This window comes from Methylobacterium sp. Leaf456 (genome assembly GCF_001425465.1).
GTDB lineage: Bacteria > Pseudomonadota > Alphaproteobacteria > Rhizobiales > Beijerinckiaceae > Methylobacterium.
The window spans coordinates 1-18,399 of record NZ_LMQV01000010.1 but is presented as its reverse complement, the minus strand read 5'-3'; the positions used below and the strand labels follow the sequence as shown (position 1 = coordinate 18,399).

17 protein-coding genes are annotated in these 18,399 nt (G+C 68.7%); 11 read left to right on the top strand and 6 right to left on the bottom strand.

What is annotated here, in order from left to right; translation table 11 throughout:
• Positions 1-356 precede the first annotated feature (356 nt).
• Positions 357-1,337 carry a hypothetical protein gene (locus ASG52_RS09455; RefSeq protein ID WP_056242191.1) on the top strand — a complete coding sequence of 327 codons (981 nt, stop codon included), beginning with the start codon at positions 357-359 and terminating at the stop codon, positions 1,335-1,337.
• Here ASG52_RS09455 and fdhD read toward each other — a convergent pair whose 3' ends face one another.
• Positions 1,338-2,198, bottom strand: a complete 861-nt coding sequence (gene fdhD / locus ASG52_RS09450; RefSeq protein WP_056242188.1) for a formate dehydrogenase accessory sulfurtransferase FdhD — start codon at positions 2,196-2,198, stop codon at positions 1,338-1,340.
• Between the two features lie 258 nt (positions 2,199-2,456).
• Between fdhD and coxB the strand changes: the two genes are divergently transcribed.
• The 9 genes from coxB to ASG52_RS09405 all read left to right on the top strand — a co-directional run bounded on the left by coxB (position 2,457) and on the right by ASG52_RS09405 (position 9,627).
• Positions 2,457-3,299 (top strand): cytochrome c oxidase subunit II, encoded by an 843-nt coding sequence (gene coxB / locus ASG52_RS09445; RefSeq protein WP_056242187.1) that lies wholly within the window; start codon positions 2,457-2,459, stop codon positions 3,297-3,299.
• An 80-nt stretch (positions 3,300-3,379) separates the two neighbouring features.
• On the top strand, positions 3,380-5,008 hold the full coding sequence (gene ctaD / locus ASG52_RS09440; RefSeq protein ID WP_056242184.1) for a cytochrome c oxidase subunit I: 1,629 nt from the start codon (positions 3,380-3,382) through the stop codon (positions 5,006-5,008).
• 137 nt (positions 5,009-5,145) lie between these two features.
• Positions 5,146-6,093 (top strand): heme o synthase, encoded by a 948-nt coding sequence (locus ASG52_RS09435; RefSeq protein ID WP_056242182.1) that lies wholly within the window; start codon positions 5,146-5,148, stop codon positions 6,091-6,093.
• Between the two features lie 8 nt (positions 6,094-6,101).
• On the top strand, positions 6,102-6,266 hold the full coding sequence (locus tag ASG52_RS27830; RefSeq protein WP_056242179.1) for a cytochrome c oxidase system small membrane protein: 165 nt from the start codon (positions 6,102-6,104) through the stop codon (positions 6,264-6,266).
• A gap of 10 nt (positions 6,267-6,276) precedes the next feature.
• Positions 6,277-6,885 carry a cytochrome c oxidase assembly protein gene (locus ASG52_RS09425; RefSeq protein WP_056242177.1) on the top strand — a complete coding sequence of 203 codons (609 nt, stop codon included), beginning with the start codon at positions 6,277-6,279 and terminating at the stop codon, positions 6,883-6,885.
• A gap of 137 nt (positions 6,886-7,022) precedes the next feature.
• Complete coding sequence (locus tag ASG52_RS09420; protein ID WP_056242174.1) at positions 7,023-7,874, top strand: cytochrome c oxidase subunit 3; 852 nt, start codon at positions 7,023-7,025, stop codon at positions 7,872-7,874.
• Between the two features lie 123 nt (positions 7,875-7,997).
• Positions 7,998-8,369, top strand: coding sequence for a DUF983 domain-containing protein (locus ASG52_RS09415; RefSeq protein ID WP_056242171.1), 372 nt, complete (start codon positions 7,998-8,000; stop codon positions 8,367-8,369).
• On the top strand, positions 8,366-9,133 hold the full coding sequence (locus tag ASG52_RS09410) for an SURF1 family protein (protein WP_056242168.1): 768 nt from the start codon (positions 8,366-8,368) through the stop codon (positions 9,131-9,133). The genes ASG52_RS09415 and ASG52_RS09410 overlap by 4 nt, the downstream gene beginning before the upstream one ends.
• Positions 9,134-9,210: 77 nt before the next feature.
• On the top strand, positions 9,211-9,627 hold the full coding sequence (locus ASG52_RS09405; protein ID WP_056242165.1) for a DUF4864 domain-containing protein: 417 nt from the start codon (positions 9,211-9,213) through the stop codon (positions 9,625-9,627).
• A 138-nt stretch (positions 9,628-9,765) separates the two neighbouring features.
• Here ASG52_RS09405 and ASG52_RS09400 read toward each other — a convergent pair whose 3' ends face one another.
• The 4 genes from ASG52_RS09400 to ASG52_RS09385 all read right to left on the bottom strand — a co-directional run bounded on the left by ASG52_RS09400 (position 9,766) and on the right by ASG52_RS09385 (position 16,181).
• Positions 9,766-13,035 carry a glycosyltransferase gene (locus ASG52_RS09400; RefSeq protein WP_162249987.1) on the bottom strand — a complete coding sequence of 1,090 codons (3,270 nt, stop codon included), beginning with the start codon at positions 13,033-13,035 and terminating at the stop codon, positions 9,766-9,768.
• A gap of 355 nt (positions 13,036-13,390) precedes the next feature.
• Positions 13,391-14,566, bottom strand: coding sequence for a hypothetical protein (locus tag ASG52_RS09395; RefSeq protein WP_056242159.1), 1,176 nt, complete (start codon positions 14,564-14,566; stop codon positions 13,391-13,393).
• 107 nt (positions 14,567-14,673) lie between these two features.
• On the bottom strand, positions 14,674-15,204 hold the full coding sequence (locus ASG52_RS09390) for a SixA phosphatase family protein (protein WP_056242157.1): 531 nt from the start codon (positions 15,202-15,204) through the stop codon (positions 14,674-14,676).
• Positions 15,201-16,181 (bottom strand): aldo/keto reductase, encoded by a 981-nt coding sequence (locus tag ASG52_RS09385; protein ID WP_056242154.1) that lies wholly within the window; start codon positions 16,179-16,181, stop codon positions 15,201-15,203. The genes ASG52_RS09390 and ASG52_RS09385 overlap by 4 nt, the downstream gene beginning before the upstream one ends.
• Positions 16,182-16,370: 189 nt before the next feature.
• Here ASG52_RS09385 and ASG52_RS09380 point away from each other — a divergent pair, with 189 nt between their 5' ends.
• Complete coding sequence (locus tag ASG52_RS09380; protein ID WP_056242151.1) at positions 16,371-17,351, top strand: catalase family peroxidase; 981 nt, start codon at positions 16,371-16,373, stop codon at positions 17,349-17,351.
• Positions 17,352-17,364: 13 nt separating this feature from the next.
• On the opposite strand, the gene ASG52_RS09375 is transcribed toward ASG52_RS09380, so the two are convergent.
• Complete coding sequence (locus tag ASG52_RS09375) at positions 17,365-18,216, bottom strand: AAA family ATPase (protein ID WP_056242147.1); 852 nt, start codon at positions 18,214-18,216, stop codon at positions 17,365-17,367.
• Positions 18,217-18,399: the final 183 nt, after the last annotated feature.

Here is an 18,399-nt window from a genome sequence, read left to right as displayed (position 1 = left end):
CCCCAAAGCCCGCCCGGCGGCCAGCGCGACAAATGGGACAGTGTTGCTGTCCTATAGGGGACGTTGCCAGATTTTAGGGTTTCCAGCAAGGGGCGCGGAGCCGCAGGCGCAGGGCTTTCAACCATGTGCCGAAGCATGCCCCCAATTCGCCCGACGCGACCCTCCGCCGCGCGCCGCAATCAGCCGGTGCGCGGGCCGGCGGCTTCGCAATCTCGCCCCATTCGAAGGCTTCAACCCTACGGGCCGACACGGAGGGAATGCGGGGAAGCGCGACCGCCCGTGACGCCGGGAGACCCGCGGAGAACAGCGGGCTCCCGGATACCCGTTCATACCCGTTTCGATCCAGCGAGGTCCGCATGGCTCCGAGCCGTCCCGTCTCCGGTCGTGCCGTGACGATGCTGCGCCATGTGGGCGCCGCCGCTCTCCTGATGGGCGCCAGCCTGCAAGGGGCCGCCGCGCAGGGCTATTCCTGGGGCTACGGCCCGGAGGAGGTCTACGGTGCGCCGCGGGCGGTCTACCGGGCCGAGCCGGCCCTGTCGCCGCGCTCGGTCGCCTACAGCCTTCAGGATCGTGGCTTCACCGAGATCGGCCGTCCGCGCTTCGACGGGCGGGCCTACGTGGTCGAGGCCACCGGTCCGCGCGGCGCGCGGCTGCGTCTCGTGGTGGATGCCCGCGACGGCGCCGTGATCGGCCGCGAAGTGGTCGGCGAGCCCTACTTCCCGACCGCGATCCGCCCGCGCCCGGTGACGCCGGGCTACGGTTGGACCGAGGAGGACGACCGGCCCCGCCGCTTCCGCGAAGCCGAGCGGCTGGTGCCGCCCGCCGACATCCCCTCCGCCGTACCCGCCCCCACCTATCGCGGTCCCGCCCTGGACGATGGCCGCGTGCGCGCGGCGCCCTCGCGCCCCGCCCTGCCGCGCCAGGAAGCCAATGCCGGGATCGCGCCGCCGATCGCGCCGGAGGCCAATCCCTACGGCGTCAATCCCGACGCGGCCGCCCGGCCGGACGCCGCGCGCCGCGCCGTGAAGGCGCCCCCGCCGGCCAAGCCCCCGGTCGCCCGCGTTGCGCCGCCCGCCCCCGCGCCGAGCCTGCGCCCTGCCGAGGCAGCCGCGCCTGCGGCGAAGGCCGAGGAGAAGCCTGTGGAGATCGCGCCCGCGAAGAGTGCGGAGCCGGCCGAGACCGCCAATTCGGTGAAAACCGCCGAATCTGCCCCGGCGCTGGCACCCGCACCGAAGGATCGCACGTGGCAGGACCCGCCCGCCGACCGCAAGCCGGTCCGCGTCATCGGCGGGGCGACGATCGTCCCCGGCGGTACGGGCGAGGCTGGCGCGAACTGATCAGCCCGCTTCGCCGGCCAAGACCAAACGCTCGCGGCCGGAGAACACCGTGAGGGTGTCGGAGCGGGCGATGGCGCAGAGAGTCAGTCCGTGACAGCGCGCACGCTCGATGGCGAGCGAGGTCGGCGCCGAGATCGCCACCAGCACCGAGGCGCCGAGCACCGCGGCCTTTTCGGCCATCTCGAACGAGCAGCGGCTGGTGATGACGAGAAAGCCCTCGTCCGGCCGCACGCCGTCCCGCATCAGCGCGCCGATCAGCTTGTCCAGCGCGTTGTGGCGGCCGACATCCTCGCGGACCGCGAACAGCGTGCCGTCGAGCCGGGCCCAGCCGGCGGCGTGAACCGCGCGGGTCTCACGGTTGAGCGTCTGGAGGTCGAAGAGCGCATCGAGCGCCGCCTGGATCGCCGAGAGCGAGACGCGCGGCCCGCTCGACGCGCCGTCCTCCCGTGCCTTCGCCATGGGCAGGGCGGCGAGGTCGTCGATGCCGCAGACGCCGCAGCCGGTGCGGCCGGAGATGGCGCGCTTTCGGGCAAGATGCTCGCGCAGCCGCCCCGGGGCGAGATCGACGAGGAGCCGCAGGCCCCCCTCCCCGTCCTCGACCGAGACGCCGCGAATCTCGTCCGCAGACTCGACCACGCTCTCGGTCAGGCTGAAGCCGTAGGCGAAATCGGTGAGGTCGCCCGGCGTCAGCATCATGACGGCGTAGGGCACGCTGCCGTAGACGACGTTGACCGGAGTCTCGACGGCGAGCGCCCGCGAATCGGCCTTCGGCTCGGGGGAATCGTAGGCCACGACCAGCGTTCCGACCCGAACCGAGACGGGTGGAAGGCCCGACACGATGCCCGTTCCGCCCTGCCCCATCGTCGCACCTTCAGATCCCGCCGGATGTCACCCCGGTCCCATTGACCCGCGTCCAACCGACGCGAAGCGACGCCGTTGCGGTTGCGGTTTTACGATCAGTATGGTTCTACGTCGCGACCGCCCGTCCGGCAGCGCCAGACCAAGCCGAACAACCGGCATGGCACGCCAGGGTCGGGCCGCCCACCGGATTTGCGATCAGGCTTCGCGAATTCAAGGGCTAAGAACTCAACAGGCACTTCGGGGAGCCAGGCGGGGAACATGCGGAAGACGCAGGCGCAACATTGGTCACTGAGAGGGGCCGCCGCTCTCGGCGCCCTCCTCGTCCCGTCTTCCATCGCGCTGGCGGCCGGCATCGGCCAGCCCGAGCCGTGGCAGATGGACCGTCAGGTGGCGGTGACGGCGGAGGCCCACGACCTCCACATCTTCGAGAACTGGCTGCACTGGCTCGCGTTCGGCATTTCGCTGTTCGTGCTGGCACTGATCGTCTACGTGATCTTCAAGTTCAACGAGAAGTCGAACCCGACGCCGTCGCGGACGACTCACAATACGATGATCGAGGTGGCCTGGACCATCATCCCGGTCCTGATCCTCGTGGCCGTCGCGATCCCGTCGTTCCGGACGCTGCGCACCCAGCTCTCCGACCCGAAGGCCGACGTGCTGGTCAAGGTGATCGGCCATGCGTGGTACTGGTCCTACGAGTATCCGACGAGCGAGGGCGACAAGGGCGGCTTCACGTTCGACGCCAACCTCGATGACGAGAAGCAGCCGAAGCTGCTCGCCACCGACAACGACATGGTCGTGCCGGTCGGCAAGATCGTGAAGGTGCAGGTCACCTCCGGCGACGTGATCCACTCCTGGGCGATGCCGTCCTTCGGCGGCAAGATCGACGCGATCCCCGGCCGCCTGAACCAGTGGTGGTTCCGCGCCGACCGCGAGGGCACCTATCACGGCCAATGCTCCGAGCTGTGCGGCGCCCGCCACGCCTACATGCCGATCACCGTGCGCGTGGTCTCCGAGCAGGCCTACGCCGAGTGGCTCACCGAGGCGAAGACCAAGTACGCCGCCATCGACAACGGCTCGCGCCTCGCGGACGCCCGCTGACGCTTTCGTCGGGCCGGGGCAAAGCTCCGGCCGAAACCTGAATTCGCCAGAGGCGACAGAGATCTGAGCAAGGCATAGAGATGGCCACAGCCGCAGCACATGCCGGGCACGACGCCCACGACGACCACAAGCCCTCGTTCTTCTCCCGGTGGTTCCTCTCCACGAACCACAAGGACATCGGCACGCTTTACCTCGTGTTCGCCTTCATGGCCGGCACGATCGGCGCGTTCCTCTCCTTCGGCATCCGCATGGAGATGGAAGAGCCGGGGCTCCAGTACTTCTCCAACCCGGCCACCTACAACGTGTTCGTGACCGGCCACGGCCTCATCATGGTGTTCTTCATGGTGATGCCCGCCCTCATCGGCGGCTTCGGCAACTGGTTCGTCCCGCTGATGATCGGCGCGCCGGACATGGCCTTCCCGCGGATGAACAACATCTCGTTCTGGCTCACCGTGTCGGGCTTCGCCTGCCTCGTCTGCTCGCTGTTCGTCGAGGGCTCGCCCGGTGCGTCCGGTGCCGGCACCGGCTGGACCGTCTACCCGCCGCTGTCCTCCTCGGCCGGTCACCCCGGTCCGGCGGTCGACTTCGCGATCTTCTCGCTCCACCTCGCCGGTGCGGGCTCGATCCTCGGCGCGATCAACTTCATCACCACCATCCTGAACATGCGCGCGCCCGGCATGACGCTGCACAAGATGCCGCTGTTCGCCTGGGCCGAGCTGGTCACCGCCTTCCTGCTGCTCCTGTCGCTCCCGGTTCTCGCCGGCGCGATCACGATGCTGCTGACCGATCGTAACTTCGGCACGACGTTCTTCGACCCGGCCGGCGGCGGCGACCCGGTGCTGTACCAGCACCTGTTCTGGTTCTTCGGTCACCCCGAGGTGTACGTGATGATCCTGCCGGCCTTCGGCATCGTCTCGCACATCATCGCCACCTTCTCGCGCAAGCCCGTCTTCGGCTACCTCGCCATGGCCTACGCCATGGTCGCCATCGGCGTCGTCGGCTTCGTCGTGTGGGCCCACCACATGTACACCGTCGGCCTGTCGCTCCAGACGCAGTCCTACTTCGTATTCGCCACGATGGTGATCGCGGTCCCGACCGGCGTGAAGATCTTCTCGTGGATCGCGACCATGTGGGGCGGCTCGATCCGCTTCACCGCCGCGATGCACTGGGCGGTCGGCTTCATCTTCCTGTTCACGGTCGGCGGCGTCACCGGCGTCGTGCTCGCGAACTCGGCGGTCGATAAGTACCTGCACGACACCTACTACGTGGTCGCGCACTTCCACTACGTGCTCTCGCTCGGCGCCGTGTTCATCATCTTCGCCGGTGTCTACTACTGGTTCCCGAAGATGACCGGCCACATCATCCCCGAGTGGGCGGGCAAGCTGCACTTCTGGCTGGCCTTCGTCGGTGCGAACATCCTGTTCTTCCCGATGCACTTCCTCGGCCTCGCCGGCATGCCGCGTCGCTACGCCGACTACCCGGAGGCCTTCGCCGGCTGGCACAAGGTCGCAACGCTCGGCGGTCACGTCTTCGCGCTGGGCATGGTGGTCTTCGTGATCGGCATCGTGCTCGCCTTCCGCTCCAAGACCCGCGCCGCGGACAATCCGTGGGGCGAGGGTGCCACCACCCTGGAGTGGACGCTGTCGTCGCCTCCGCCCTTCCACCAGTTCGAGACGCTCCCCAAGATCGTCGACGAGCCGGCCCACTAAAACGAGACGCGAGGACCGCCCCGGCGGTCCTCGCCCTTTCCCCGAAGCCTTCGTCATCACCGAAGGCCTCCGGCAAAGGGCGGCGATCCAAAAAATCTCCCTCCCCGCCTCCATCCAAGCGTCAGAACACGGTTTTCATGACGACCCTGTCGAACAGCGTCACCGCCGACACCCATTCCTTCGCCCCCGCCGTGGGCGGCGAGGTGCGCGACTTCTTCGCGCTGCTGAAGCCGCGGGTGATGGTGCTCGTCATCTTCACCGCGCTCGTCGGCATGGTGGTGTCGGATGCCACCGTGAACCCGGTGATCGCGGCGATCTCGCTCTTGATGATCGCGGTCGGCGCGGGCGCTTCGGGCTGCCTCAACATGTGGTGGGACGCCGACATCGACGCCTTGATGACCCGCACCGCCAAGCGGCCGATCCCCGACGGGCGCATCCGCCCCGACGAGGCCCTGTCCTTCGGCATCGTGCTCTCGGTCGGCTCGGTGCTGATCCTCGGGCTCGCCTCGAACTGGCTCGCCGCGGGGCTTCTCGCCTTCACCATCGTCTTCTACGCCGTGATCTACTCGATGTGGCTGAAGCGGGCGACGGCGCAGAACATCGTCATCGGCGGCGCCGCTGGGGCGCTTCCCCCAGTGGTCGGCCAGGCCGCGGTGACCGGTCATGTCGGCATCGAGTCGCTGATCCTGTTCGCGATCATCTTCATCTGGACGCCGCCGCATTTCTGGGCGCTGGCGCTCGTGAAAAGCGGCGAATACGCCAAGGCCGGCATCCCGATGATGCCGAACGTCGCCGGCCCGGATTCCACCCGCCGCCAGATCGTCTGGTACACCCTGCTGCTCGCCCCGCTCGGCCTCGCGCCGGTGTTCTTCGGCTTCGGCGGTTGGCTCTACGCGCTGGTGGGCGTGCTCGGCGGCCTCGGCATGCTGGCCGGCGCCGTGCAGGTGTTTCGCCTGCGCCAAGGCGAGTCCGAGCGCAAGGCCGCGATGGGCCTGTTCGCCTTCTCGATCCTCTACCTGTTCCTGCTGTTCTCGGCGCTGCTCGCCGAGCAGGGGCTCGGCCTCTACCGCGCGGTCCTGGTCTGAGGCCCGGCATGAGCGATCTCCCCGACGGCATCCGCCCGCTGACGCCCGAAGAGGCCCAGACCCGCCGCAAGCGCTCGCTCGCCATCGCGCTGACGCTCGGCGCCCTGGTGATCCTGTTCTTCGTGCTGACGATCGCCAAGCTCGGACCGCAGGTCCTGCAGCGGCCGCTCTAGGGACGAGGCGATGTTGCAAGGCAGCGACAGGCAGAATCAGGCGGCCCGCGGCGTGCGTCGCACCGTGGCGGCCTGCGCGGGCATGGTGCTCGCCATGGGCGGCCTCGCGCTCGCCTCGGCGCCGCTCTACGACATGTTCTGCAAGGCGACCGGCTTCAACGGCACGCCGCTCGTTGGCAGCGCCCCCGCGGTCACCGACGGCGAGGCGCTCGCACCCGTGACCGTCCGCTTCGACACCAACGTGTCGAAGACTCTTTCGTGGCGCTTCCGGCCCGAGCAGGCGAGCGTGGAGGCGGTGCCGGGCCGGACCGCGACCGTGTTCTTCAAGGTGACGAACACGGGGACGGAGCCCGCCAAGGGCATCGCCGTGTTCAACGTGCAGCCCGACCTGATGGGCCCGTACTTCGTCAAGGTGCAGTGCTTCTGCTTCGACGAGCATACGCTGCAGCCGGGTGAGTCGGCGGAGTTCCCGCTGGTGTTCTACGTCGATCCGGCCCTGCGCAAGGATCCGGACATCGGCACGCTGCCTGAGATGACCCTGTCCTACACCTACTTCCCGTCGCGGAACGGGGCGCCGGTGGCGGAGGTGGCGAAGCCGACCAAGACCACGAATTTCTGAGGCCCCAAGCGTGACAAGGGCGCGGGGCCCGCAGTAGAGCTTCACCGGGATCGGGCTTCAGGCACGATCCTCAACAAGGCAAGAGAAGGCCCGGCCGTCGATGCGGCGACGGGTAGGGCGAAGGGAGACCAGTTGCGATGGCCGGGGCGCACGCCAAGAATCACGACTACCACATCATCAACCCGAGCCCGTGGCCCCTTCTCGGTGCGTTCTCCGGGTTCCTGATGGCCTTCGGCGCCGTCTTCTGGATGAAGGGCCTCTCCGCCGGCGGCCTCGCCATCGGCCCCTACGTGTTCGGCGCCGGCACGCTCGGCGTGCTCTACACCATGCTGTCGTGGTGGAAGGACGTCACCCACGAGGCGAATTCCGGCGACCACACCCGCGTCGTCCAGCTCCATCACCGCTACGGCATGATCATGTTCATCGCCTCCGAGGTGATGTTCTTCGTGGCGTGGTTCTGGGCCTATTTCGAGGCCGCGCTCTACACCGCCGACCCGATCCAGGCGACCCGCGTCGAGTTCACCGGGGGCCTCTGGCCGCCCAAGGGCATCGAGTCGTTCGACCCCTGGCACCTGCCGCTGCTCAACACGCTGATCCTGCTCACCTCCGGCACCACCGTGACCTGGGCCCACCATGCCCTGCTGCACGGCGACCGCAAGGGCCTGAAGTACGGCCTGTGGCTGACGATCATCCTCGGCGTGCTGTTCACCGCCTGCCAGGCCTACGAGTACGCCCACGCCCATTTCGGCTTCTCGGGCTCGATCTACTCGGCGACCTTCTTCATGGCGACGGGCTTCCACGGCGCCCACGTCATCATCGGCACGATCTTCCTCGCCGTCTGCCTGCTGCGCACTTACCAGGGTGACTTCACCCCCAAGCAGCACCTCGGCTTCGAGTTCGCCGCTTGGTACTGGCACTTCGTCGATGTGGTGTGGCTGTTCCTGTTCGCCGCCATCTACGTCTGGGGCGCGGGCGCCTCGGCCCACTGAGGCCCGGCATCCTTCGCCGCCCTGCGTGGGCGGCAACCCCGAAGGGCGGCGCGAGCCGCCCTTTTTTGCGTGCGCTCCCCGCGCCGGGGCGGCATACCCGGCCGACGCCAGGATCTCGAGCCCGTGAACCGAACCGTGACCACCCCCTCCCCGATCACGACCGGCCTGCGCGGGCGTTGCCCGGCCTGCGGCGAGGGACACCTGTTCCGCGGCTTCCTCGCGGTCCGCCCGGCCTGCGAAATCTGCGGCCAGGACTTTTCGCGCTTCGATTCCGCCGACGGCCCGGCCTTCTTCGTGATGTCGATCACCGGCTTCGTCGTGGCCGGCACCGCCCTGTGGCTGGAATTCGCCTACGAGCCGCCGATCTGGGTCCACGCCCTCGTCGCCGGCACCCTCGCGGTGGGCCTGAGCCTGGGGCTGGTGCGACCGCTCAAGGGCGTGCTGACCGCCGTCCAATTCGCCAACAAGGCCGAGCAGGGACGTTTCCGCTCGTGACCGCGACCGCCGCCGACCGTTCCGCGCGCCTGCGCAGCCTGATCGCCCCCGGCATCGCGGCGCTGGTCTGCCTCGCGATCCTGCTCGGCCTCGGATTCTGGCAGCTCGCCCGCAAGGGGGAGAAGGAGGCGTTGATCGCCCGCATCATCGAGCGCTCCCGCGCTGCGCCGCCGGCCGCGCCCCCGGCGTTCGATGCCTGGAATCCGACCGCCGACGAGTTCCGCCGGGTGCGGGCGACCGGCACCTTCCTCCACGACAAGGAGGCGCTGGTCCACGGTCTCGCGCCCGGCGAGCCCGGCCGCGCGCTCCAGGGGTTCTACGTGCTGACCCCGCTCAAGCGCGACGACGGCAGCCTCATCCTGGTCAACCGCGGGCTCGTGCCGACCGAGCTGAAGGACGTCAAGAGCCGCACCGCCGGACAGGTCGCGGGGAAGACGAGCGTGACCGGCATGCTGCGCGGCAGCGAGGTCCGCACGCTGTTCGTGCCGGAATCCGACCCCGCCCGCGACCAGTGGTACACCCGCGACATCGCGGCGATCGCGGCCGCCCGAGGGCTGAGCAACGTCGCCCCCTACCTGATCGAGGCAGACGCGACCGAAAACCCCGGCGGCTGGCCCCGCGGCGGGAACCTGCGGGTCGATCTGCCCAACAACCACCTGCAATACGCGTTCACGTGGTTCGGCATCGCCGCCTGCCTCGTCGGCGTGTTTTCCGTCTTCGCGTGGCGGCGCGTGCACGATCCGGTGGAGCCCGAAGCGCCTTGAGCGCGTTGGCCCGCGGCCTGCTTCACGAAAGGCAGGCCGCGCCGGGTTCGGCGCCGGAAGCACGGAGCGCCCCCGCGATGCGCACAGCCGTTGTCCTGATCACACTGGCGCTCGCCGCCCTCTCGCCCGCTCGGGCCGACGACACGTCGCAGAAGGCTGCCCGCGCCACCATCGAGCGCCAGATCGAGGCGTTCCGCCGGAACGATTCGGGCGCAGCTTTCGCCGAGGCCGCGCCGCAGATCCGCAACCTGTTCCCCTCCCCCGACACCTTCATCGCCATGGTGGAGAAGGGCTACGCTCCGGTGCTGCGCCCGCGCAGCTACCGTTTCGAGACCGCCGAGGAGACGGCCGACGACGAGATCGCGCAGGGCGTGAGCCTACAGGACGAGGCCGGCATCGACTGGGTCGCGCTCTACACGCTTCAGCGGCAGGTAGACGGCCAGTGGCGCATCACCGGCTGCCAGTTGAAGAAGGCGCCGGGCGACGCCGCCTGACGCCCGGCGCGGGCTCGCCCTCTACACGCCAATCGGGGATGATCCTTTCATCGCCGATCGCCCCCGCGACTGCGGGGCGGCGGTCGTCCGCCGGACGCGCGGAACAGGAGCATCGGTCCTGTTCCGCGCAACCAGGCATCATTCGTACGAGCGGGGCCGGACGCGCTTGTAATGCAGGCCGTCGGCGGTGGTGTAGATATCGACCGTCGCCAGCGTCTTCTGCAGGTCCTCGCGGGCGTGCTCGAACGAGAAGCGCTGGGCGCGCTTCAGGGCGCCGGCGCTGATGCGCTCCCACAGCGCCTCGTCCTGATAGAGTCGCAGCACCTGCTCGGCCCAGACCCGCGGCTCGTCGGCCACGAGGCAGTCGAGCGAGTCCGACAAGCCGGTGCCCTCGATGGCGATCGGCGAGAACACGCCGGCCAGCCCGTAGGACAGGCTCTCCAGCACCTTGCCCTTGATGCCCGCGCCCGAGCGCAGGGGCGCGACGAAGACGCGGGTCGAGGTCAGGACCGCCTCGAGGTCCGGCACGTAGCCGTGCACCTTCACGCTGTCGGAGGCGAAATCCATCACCTCCTTGGTCGGGTTGCTGCCGACGATGTGGAACACGATCGACGGGTCGCGCGCCAGCAGTTCGGGCATCACTTCCGCCACGAAGAAGCGCGCCGCCTCGATGTTGGGCGGATGGCCGAATCCGCCGAGGAACAGGATGTCCTTGGTCTGGTCAAAGCGCGGCTTGATGTCGTCGCGCACGTCGATGACCCACGGCACCCGCCCGAGCTTGGCCGCCGGAAGGTGGCTCTCCAGCACCGTCAGCTCGACGTCGGAATAGCTCAGCGTCAGGTCGGCCTCGGCGATCATCTCCAACTCGCGGCGCTTGGTCTCCAGCGCGCCCTCGATGCTGTAGTTCGGCTCCTGCGCCTTGGCCGCCCGCATCTCCCGGAGGAAGTGCAGGTCGGCGAGGTTGAGGATCACCTTGATGCTGCGCGAGTGCTCGCGGATCAGCGAGATGACGCTGCCGAAGGTGTAGTAGCGTGTCACGTAGACGAGATCGAACTCGCCGATGCGGTCGCGGATGAAGGCCGAGATGTCGGTGACGAACGGCGCGTAGAGGCACTCGACGCCGATCTTCTGCAGCGCCCGCGTGTGCCGGTCCATGAAGGCGAGGTTGAGCGGCAGGAAGGTGACCTTCATGCCCAGACTCTGAAAAAGCCGGATCTCTTGGAAGGCGGCGTAGCTGCCCGCGTCGTTGTCGACCATCGGGTAGTGGTTGTCGATCACCAGCAGCCGCTGGCGGACGTTGCGATCCTTCTCGCGATCGACGTTGACGCCCTCGCGGCCGTGATCCTTGAACAGGTTGACCCACTTCTTCTTGAACTTGGGTCGGTTGACCTCCTGATACTTCTTCATGCCCGACGAGACGTCGGTGCCCGACGACTGGCCCTCGTAATGCACCACGACCGAACTCGGCACGTAGAGCACCCGCTTGCCGGCGTGGCGCACCTTCATCGCCAGGTCGGTGTCCTCGAAGTAGCCGGGGATGAACTCGCGGCTGAAGGAGCCGATCTCGCGCAGGAACTCTGTCTCGATCAGCAGGGCGGCGCCGGAGACGTAGTCGGCCTGACGCAGGTAGTTGAACTTCGGGTCGTTGTTGTTCTGGTTGCGGCCGTAGTTCCACGGGTTGCCGGTGCCCCAGACGACGCCGCCGGCTTCCTGCAACGTGCCGTTGGGGTAGATCAGCTTGGATCCGACGAGGCCGACGTCGTTGAAGTCCTCGTGGGCGTGGATCAGCTCGTCGAGCCAGTTGGCAGTGACCTCGGTGTCGTTGTTGAGAAACACCGTGTAGCGGCCCCGCGCGGCGGCCGCGCCGCGGTTGCAGCTCTCGACGAAGCCCTTGGCGGTCGGGTTGCGCAGGCAGGTGATGCCGGAGACGGTCTCGCCGATCCGGACGGTGTCGTCGCTCGAGCCGTCGTCGACGACGATCACCTCGAAGCTGTAGGCCGTGTAGGCGAACAGCAGCGACGACAGGCAGAGGTAGGTCACCTCGAACTTGTTGTGCAGCGGGATGACGATGCTGACGTCCGGCGTCTCGACCGCGGGGAAGGCGAGCGGCCGATAGCTCGCCCGCTTGCGGATGCCGTCGAGCAGCGTCTCCTGCAGGGCGTACAGGTTCGGGATGCGCTCCGCGTCGCGTGGGCTCCGGTGCCAGTTGCGGTACGACTTGAGGTGATAGGCGGCGAGCGCCGACAAGGTCGCGTCGAAGGGCTTCTTGGCGTAGGTCTGCAACGCCTCCCAGGGGGTCATCTGGAAGTCGAGCGACACCGTCGTGTGGTGCAGCACCGTGTCGTCGTCGGCGTCGCGGATCGAGACGACGTGATACTGCCCGTCGAAATGCCTGCGGTCGATCTTGATGTTGTGGCTGACCTGATCGGCCCCCAGCAGCAGCTCGACCTGGCCGATCGGGTCGTCATCGACGTAGACGCCGAGCCGGACATAGGCGTGGTTGGCCGAACTGCGCGAGACCGAAACGGCGACCTGATCGAAGTTGACCCGGAACTCGTTGATCCTGAAGTCGAACCCGTAAGAGATCGCGTTCTTGATGACGTGCTCGTGCGGGCCGATCACGATGACGATGTCGTTGGTGCCCTTGCGGCCCTCGAAGGCGACGAGCGGCAGCTTTACCCGGTAGGCCAGCATCTGGGCCGGGCCGTCCTCGCGGGTGAGGCGGAGGAACTCGCTCGACAGGACGATCGGCTCGTCCGTCTCCACCGCCAGCGCCGGCTTGGCGAAGAAAAAGTAGCTGTTGTTCTGGCTGGTGCTGGCCCCCTTCTCGATCAGGACCCGCAGGCGGTTCGCGTTGCCCGGGACGTCGAGACGGGTCGTGAGCGGCTGATAATCCCCGATCCGGGTGCCGCCCTTGCGGACGGTGGCGACGTCGTGGACCTGCCGATGCACGACCTGTCCCTCGGGATCGAGGAACTGGAAGACGAAGCAGGCGTCGCAGCGATGGGTCGCCACCAGGGTGGAGAACAGGTAGGTCCGGCCCGGCTCGACCGCGAGATCCTCGCCGTCGAGCGGGTCGAACAGCCGCGCCACGGCCCCCGCGGGCCGGTCGTCGCCGGTGTCGTTCTCGGTGAAGATGAAGTAGGTGTCGCTGCCCGCAAGCGTCCAGTTGCGCACGTTCTTGCCGATGCGCGCGCCCGTCGGCGTCTCGACGAGGCGCCAGATCAGGCCCTTGTCGGAGGTGACGATGTGGTTGACGATCCGCCGGTCGAGGGCGCGCCGGCTCAGGACGACGCCGCTCTCCTGGAAGCCGTAGCGGTCGCGCAGGATGACGGACGCCTCGACCTGTGGCGCCCCGGCCTGGATGAACTCGATCGTCTTGTCAGGGCAGATCTTGTAGGACGCCACATGCCCCTGAGAATCGTGTCCCTTCGTATCATGGCCCTTCGCATCTTCCAGATCGCGATGGATGGTCATGTTCCGAAGCCCTGCCGGCAGAAGATTTTTTGGCGCCGTTCCGGGGGCCGGTTCGGGCGATCCCCGTCGTGACCCCGCCGCCCCGACAGCCGTCGGCGATGTCAGTATGGGAACCGCTCCGCCCGGTCAAGCGACGGAGGACTGTGTAACGCTGTCGAACAGATGCCTCTTGCATTGATGTCGCGTCAAGAATTAGGGCATTATTGCGAATGATCTTTTGTCGAAGGGTGACGATATTGCGGTTGATCTTCGGGGTGTAATTTGATTGTTGCGGCGTCTAGCCGGATCAACGGTCCGATTCAACCATCGGTTCTGCGTTCGCACGCACCGCTTGACGATCCTGAAGCCGTTCCACCGCCGCCGCGATCAGAGCGGGCGCGGCGTGCAGGGTGCCGAGTTCGACCGCCGACATCGCCCGCAGCACCGGCAGGAGGTTCGCCCCCGCCCGGCCGTCCCCGTCGAACAGCCGCAGATCGTCCTCGGACCCCATCCCGACGCTTCCCGCGATGCGCGCGGCGTAGTTGCGGATGCGGGTCTCGTCGCCCGAGCAGAGCGGGGCCGGAACGGACAGATCGAGCAGGCTCCCCTTGGGCAGGGCGGCGAGCGCCGGCAGCGCCGCCGCCTCCGCAGTCAGCCGGCTCGCATCCAGGGGACGGCTCGAGGCCAGCACGGCGGCCGGATCGGTTACGGCGCGGGGGGCCGGAGCGGCGGACGCCGCCTTGAGGCCGGTGACGATATCGGCCGTGGGCCTCAGGGGCGGCAGGGCCGCGGCGCGGGGGGCACGTCCGGGATGGCCGGCGAGCCGCGCGCGAGCCGACCACGGCTGGACCCGCAGGCTCCCCGCGACCGGCGGCAGCGCCCGCGCCACCCCGCCGCGGCCGTGGCGGGCCAGGAAGCGGGCCCGCAGCGTCCGGCCGATGCCCTGCGGCGCGAGGCCGGCCGAGACCGCGGGTGCTGTCGTCCCGCCCCGCGGGACCGAGCGGGCGACGGGGCGCGGCGCCCCGCATTCGGCAGGTGCCCAGCGCCGCACGATGGCAAGCGCCGTGCGGCGGCCGTAATCGCGGTAGTAGCGGCGCAGGAGCCCCGCGGCGGCATCCGCCCCGTCGGCGGCGGTGGCGAAGCCCGTGTGACCCTCCGCGTCGCCGCCGAGTTCGCCCGACCAGCGCGCCTGCTTCACGCACCAGTAATTGTTGAGCCGCACGCAGCGGGCGACGAAGCCGGGCTCGGTGGCGGCGTAGCGGACCACGAGGGCGAGCGAGGTCGGCGCGAGGTTCTGGCCCGCCTCCTCGCGCCAGTTCGACACCGCGCGGGCGACGAGACTGAGGCTCGGCGGCAGAGTCGGCGCGGCCTCCGGTGCCGGGAGCGCCGGGAGACGGGCCTGCACTGAGAGCGCGGCGGCCCGCCCCGCCGTCTCGGCCTCGCGCGGCAGCATCGTCAGGACCAAGAGGGCTTCGAGAAGCAAGCGATCCCCCGTCGGGCGGGCCGGACACGGCCTCGCCCGGAAACGGCGCAGCCGAGCGAAGGGTTCTGTGTGGCGCCGCCATCTTCCAGGCGGTGCGGCGGGCGCCTTCAGTCGTCGTCCATCTCCGCCGCGAGCTGGCGCGGGCGAAGGTAGCGCTGCAGCGTGCCGTCGCCCTCGTGGATCGCCGCCCAAGTCTCGGCCTCGAACGTGATCACCGCCAGCGCCGCCGTCGGGAATTTTTCGCGTAAGCTCCGGCGCAACTCCGTCTCGCCCTCGCCGACGAGGCGTGAAGCCGCGTCGCCGATCCCCGGATTGTGGCCGATCACCATCAGCGTGCCGACGGTGTCGGGCGCCGAGCGGATCGCGTCGAGGATGCGGCGGGAGGGCGCCTCGTAGATCGAGGGCACGGTCTCCTCGCGGGTGCCGTCGAGGAACGGGCGTACGGCCGCCCAGGTCTCCTGCGTGCGCCGCGCGGGCGAGACCATGGCGAGGTCGGGCCGCAGGCCCTCGCGGGCGATGACGTCGCCCATCAGCGGCGCGGCCTCGCGTCCGCGGGCGTTGAGCGGCCGGTCGATGTCGGCCACGCCGTGCGGATAGGCGGACTTGGCGTGGCGCAGGAGCAGCAGGCGGCGGGTCATTTGAAGCCCACCACGGCGTGCGGCACGTAAGGGGCTTCGAGCGCCGCGATCTCGTCCGCCGTCAGGGCGAGGTCGAGGGCCGCGACCGCGTCGTCGAGATGCTGCGGCTTCGAGGCGCCGATGATCGGCGCGGCGACCTCCGGCTTCTGGAGCACCCAGGCGAGCGCGACCTGCGCCCGCGACACGCCGCGCGCCTGCGCGATCGCGGCCACCGCCTCGACCACCTTGCGGTCGGCCTCCACGGTCGCGTCGTAGAGCCCCTTGCCGACGAGGTCGCTCTCCTGCCGGGCGCTGCCCGCGTCGAAGTCGCGGGTCAGGCGTCCGCGGGCGAGTGGGCTCCACGGGATCAGCGGGATGCCCTGGTCGGCGCAGAGCGGGATCATCTCGCGCTCCTCCTCGCGGTGGAGCAGGTTCAGGTGGTTCTGCATCGTGGAAAACCGCGTCCAACTTTTGCGGTCGGCGGTGTAGAGCGCCTTGGCGAACTGCCACGCGTACATCGACGAGGCGCCGATGTACCGGGCCTTGCCGGCCTTCACCACGTCGTGGAGGGCCTCCAGCGTCACCTCGATCGGCGTGGCGTAGTCCCAGCGGTGGATCTGGTAGAGATCGACGTAATCGGTGCCGAGCCGCTTCAGCGAGGCGTCGATCGCCGAAAAGATCGCCTTACGCGACAGGCCGCCGGCGTTCGGCCGGTCGGTGAGCGGGTAATAGACCTTGGTGGCGAGCACGATGTCGTCGCGGCTGGCGAAATCCTTCAGCGCCCGGCCGACGATTTCTTCCGAGGTGCCGTCGGAATAGTAGTTGGCGGTGTCGAAGAAGTTGATGCCGAGGTCGAGCGCGCGGCGGATCAGCGGCCTGCTGTCTTCTTCCCGCATCGTCCAGGGATGGGGCCCGCGCTCGGGCACGCCGTAGGTCATGCAGCCGAGGCAGAGGGGCGAGACGTCGAGGCCGGTGCGGCCGAGTTTCTTTGTTTTCATGGTGGGGCACCACGGGGTGAGCGATGCGCCCTTAACTGGGGCGGCGGGGGCAATCGTCACCGCGACCCAGCCCAGCATCCACGATATGACGTGCCCGTGACGACCAAGGTGCTTGCAAAAGGATTGCGCGCAATTCACGAGTGGACATGCGCTCCCTGGCGCGATTCCAAAGTGAGAGACGAGACGATCATGAGCCGAACCCGCGCGCTCCTCGGCGGCCTCGCCGCGACCGCCTGCCTCCTGACTGCGGCCCACGCGGAAGAAACCGATCCGGCGGCCATCGTCGCCGGGCAGTTCGCGGCCGGCGGCAACCACAAGGGCGTGCGCGCCAGCGGCGCCAAGGGCGTCTGCCTCAAGGGCAGCTTCGCGCCGGCTTCTGGCGCCGCGGCGCTGTCGAAGGCGCCGCATTTCGCGAAAGAGGTGCCGGTGACCGCCCGCTTCTCCATGGGTGGCAGCAATCCCAAAATCTCGGACAAGACCAAGCCCGTCACCCGCGGCCTCTCGGTGCGGATGAGCGCGGATGCCGGCGACATGGTGTTCGTGACGATCTCGGCGCCGATCTTCTCGACCCGGACCCCGGCCCAGATCCTCGAATTCGTGCAGGTTCGCGCGCCGGGCCCCGACGGCAAGCCGGATGCCGAGAAGGTCAAGGCGTTTGCCGCCGCCAACCCCGAGACGACGCGCCAAGCGGCGTGGCTCAACGCCCGCCCGGTGCCGGCGAGCTATGCCGGCGTCGATTACTGGGCGGTCCACGCCTACACGCTAACGAACGCCAAGGGCGAGACCAAGACCGCCCGGCTGAAGTTCGTCGCCGCCGAGAAGGCGAATCTCACCGACGACGAGGCGAAGGCCAAGCCCGACAGCTTCTACGCCGACGAACTGAAGGAGCGCCTGGCCAAGGGCCCGGCCCGGTTCGACCTCGTCGCGATCCTGGCCGAATCCGGCGACACGACCAGCGACCCGACGGTGGCGTGGCCGGAGGAGCAGCGCAAGGCCGAGACCCTCGGCACGCTCTCGATCACGGCGATCGAGCCGGATGCCACCTGCGACGCCCGCACCTTCGACCCGGTGGTGGACCTGCCCGAGGGCGTGGCCGGACCGTCCGACGACCCGATGTTCGCGATCCGCTCGCCGGCCTACGCGGTATCGGTCTCGCGCCGGGCGAATTGAGTGTGGGGGCGGCTCAGCCGCCCCTGCCCTCCCGCCGCATCATGAAGGCGAGTTTTTCGAAGATGCTGACGTCCTGCTCGTTCTTGAGCAGCGCCCCGTGCAGCGGCGGGATCAGCTTGCGGCCGTCACGCTCGCGCAGGGTCTCAGGCGAGACGTCCTCGGCCACCAGTAGCTTGAGCCAGTCGAGCAGCTCCGAGGTCGAGGGTTTCTTCTTGAGGCCCGGCACCTCGCGGGTTTCGAGAAAGACCCGCAGGGCCTCCTCGACGAGGCGGTGCTTGATGCCCGGATAGTGCACCTCGACGATGGCCTGCAGCGTCTCGGCATCCGGGAACTTGATGTAGTGGAAGAAGCAGCGCCGCAGGAACGCGTCCGGCAGCTCCTTCTCGTTGTTCGAGGTGATGATGACGATCGGGCGCACGGCCGCCCGCACCGTCTCGCCGGTCTCGTAGACGTGGAACTCCATCCGGTCGAGTTCGGTCAGGAGGTCGTTGGGAAACTCGATGTCGGCCTTGTCGATCTCGTCGATCAGCAGCACCGGCCGCTCCGGGGCGGCGAAGGCCTCCCACAGCTTGCCGCGGCGGATGTAGTTTGAAATGTCCGACACCCGCGGGTCGCCGAGCTGCGAGTCGCGCAGGCGCGAGACCGCGTCGTACTCGTAGAGCCCCTGCTGCGCCTTGGTGGTCGATTTGACGTTCCACGTCAGCAGCGGCGCGTTCAGCCCCTTGGCGATCTCCTCCGCCAGCACGGTCTTGCCGGTGCCGGGCTCGCCCTTCACCAAGAGCGGGCGCTCCAGCACGATCGCAGCGTTGACCGCGGTGGTGAGATCGGGCGGCGCGACGTAGGTGTCGGTTCCGGAAAATCGCATGGCGGCTCGCGTCGAGACAGGAAGTTTCACCCGGACTAACCCGGTGCATTCCGCTTCCGCAACCGTCGCCTGCTTGAGCTAGAGCTATTGCCGATCAGGTTGGATCGTATGCGTCGTATCCGGCCGCTGTGAGGCAGTTGCGGCAGGCCTTTGGGGTGAGGCTGTCGAAGGCGGATCGGATTG

Coding starts and splice junctions, on each gene's coding strand:
- ASG52_RS09455 (WP_056242191.1), top strand. CDS start 357: ATGGCTCCGAGCCGTCCCGTCTCCGGTCGTGCCGTGACGATGCTGCGC.
- fdhD (WP_056242188.1), bottom strand. CDS start 2,198: ATGGGGCAGGGCGGAACGGGCATCGTGTCGGGCCTTCCACCCGTCTCG.
- coxB (WP_056242187.1), top strand. CDS start 2,457: ATGCGGAAGACGCAGGCGCAACATTGGTCACTGAGAGGGGCCGCCGCT.
- ctaD (WP_056242184.1), top strand. CDS start 3,380: ATGGCCACAGCCGCAGCACATGCCGGGCACGACGCCCACGACGACCAC.
- ASG52_RS09435 (WP_056242182.1), top strand. CDS start 5,146: ATGACGACCCTGTCGAACAGCGTCACCGCCGACACCCATTCCTTCGCC.
- ASG52_RS27830 (WP_056242179.1), top strand. CDS start 6,102: ATGAGCGATCTCCCCGACGGCATCCGCCCGCTGACGCCCGAAGAGGCC.
- ASG52_RS09425 (WP_056242177.1), top strand. CDS start 6,277: ATGTTGCAAGGCAGCGACAGGCAGAATCAGGCGGCCCGCGGCGTGCGT.
- ASG52_RS09420 (WP_056242174.1), top strand. CDS start 7,023: ATGGCCGGGGCGCACGCCAAGAATCACGACTACCACATCATCAACCCG.
- ASG52_RS09405 (WP_056242165.1), top strand. CDS start 9,211: ATGCGCACAGCCGTTGTCCTGATCACACTGGCGCTCGCCGCCCTCTCG.
- ASG52_RS09390 (WP_056242157.1), bottom strand. CDS start 15,204: ATGACCCGCCGCCTGCTGCTCCTGCGCCACGCCAAGTCCGCCTATCCG.
- ASG52_RS09385 (WP_056242154.1), bottom strand. CDS start 16,181: ATGAAAACAAAGAAACTCGGCCGCACCGGCCTCGACGTCTCGCCCCTC.
- ASG52_RS09380 (WP_056242151.1), top strand. CDS start 16,371: ATGAGCCGAACCCGCGCGCTCCTCGGCGGCCTCGCCGCGACCGCCTGC.
- ASG52_RS09375 (WP_056242147.1), bottom strand. CDS start 18,216: ATGCGATTTTCCGGAACCGACACCTACGTCGCGCCGCCCGATCTCACC.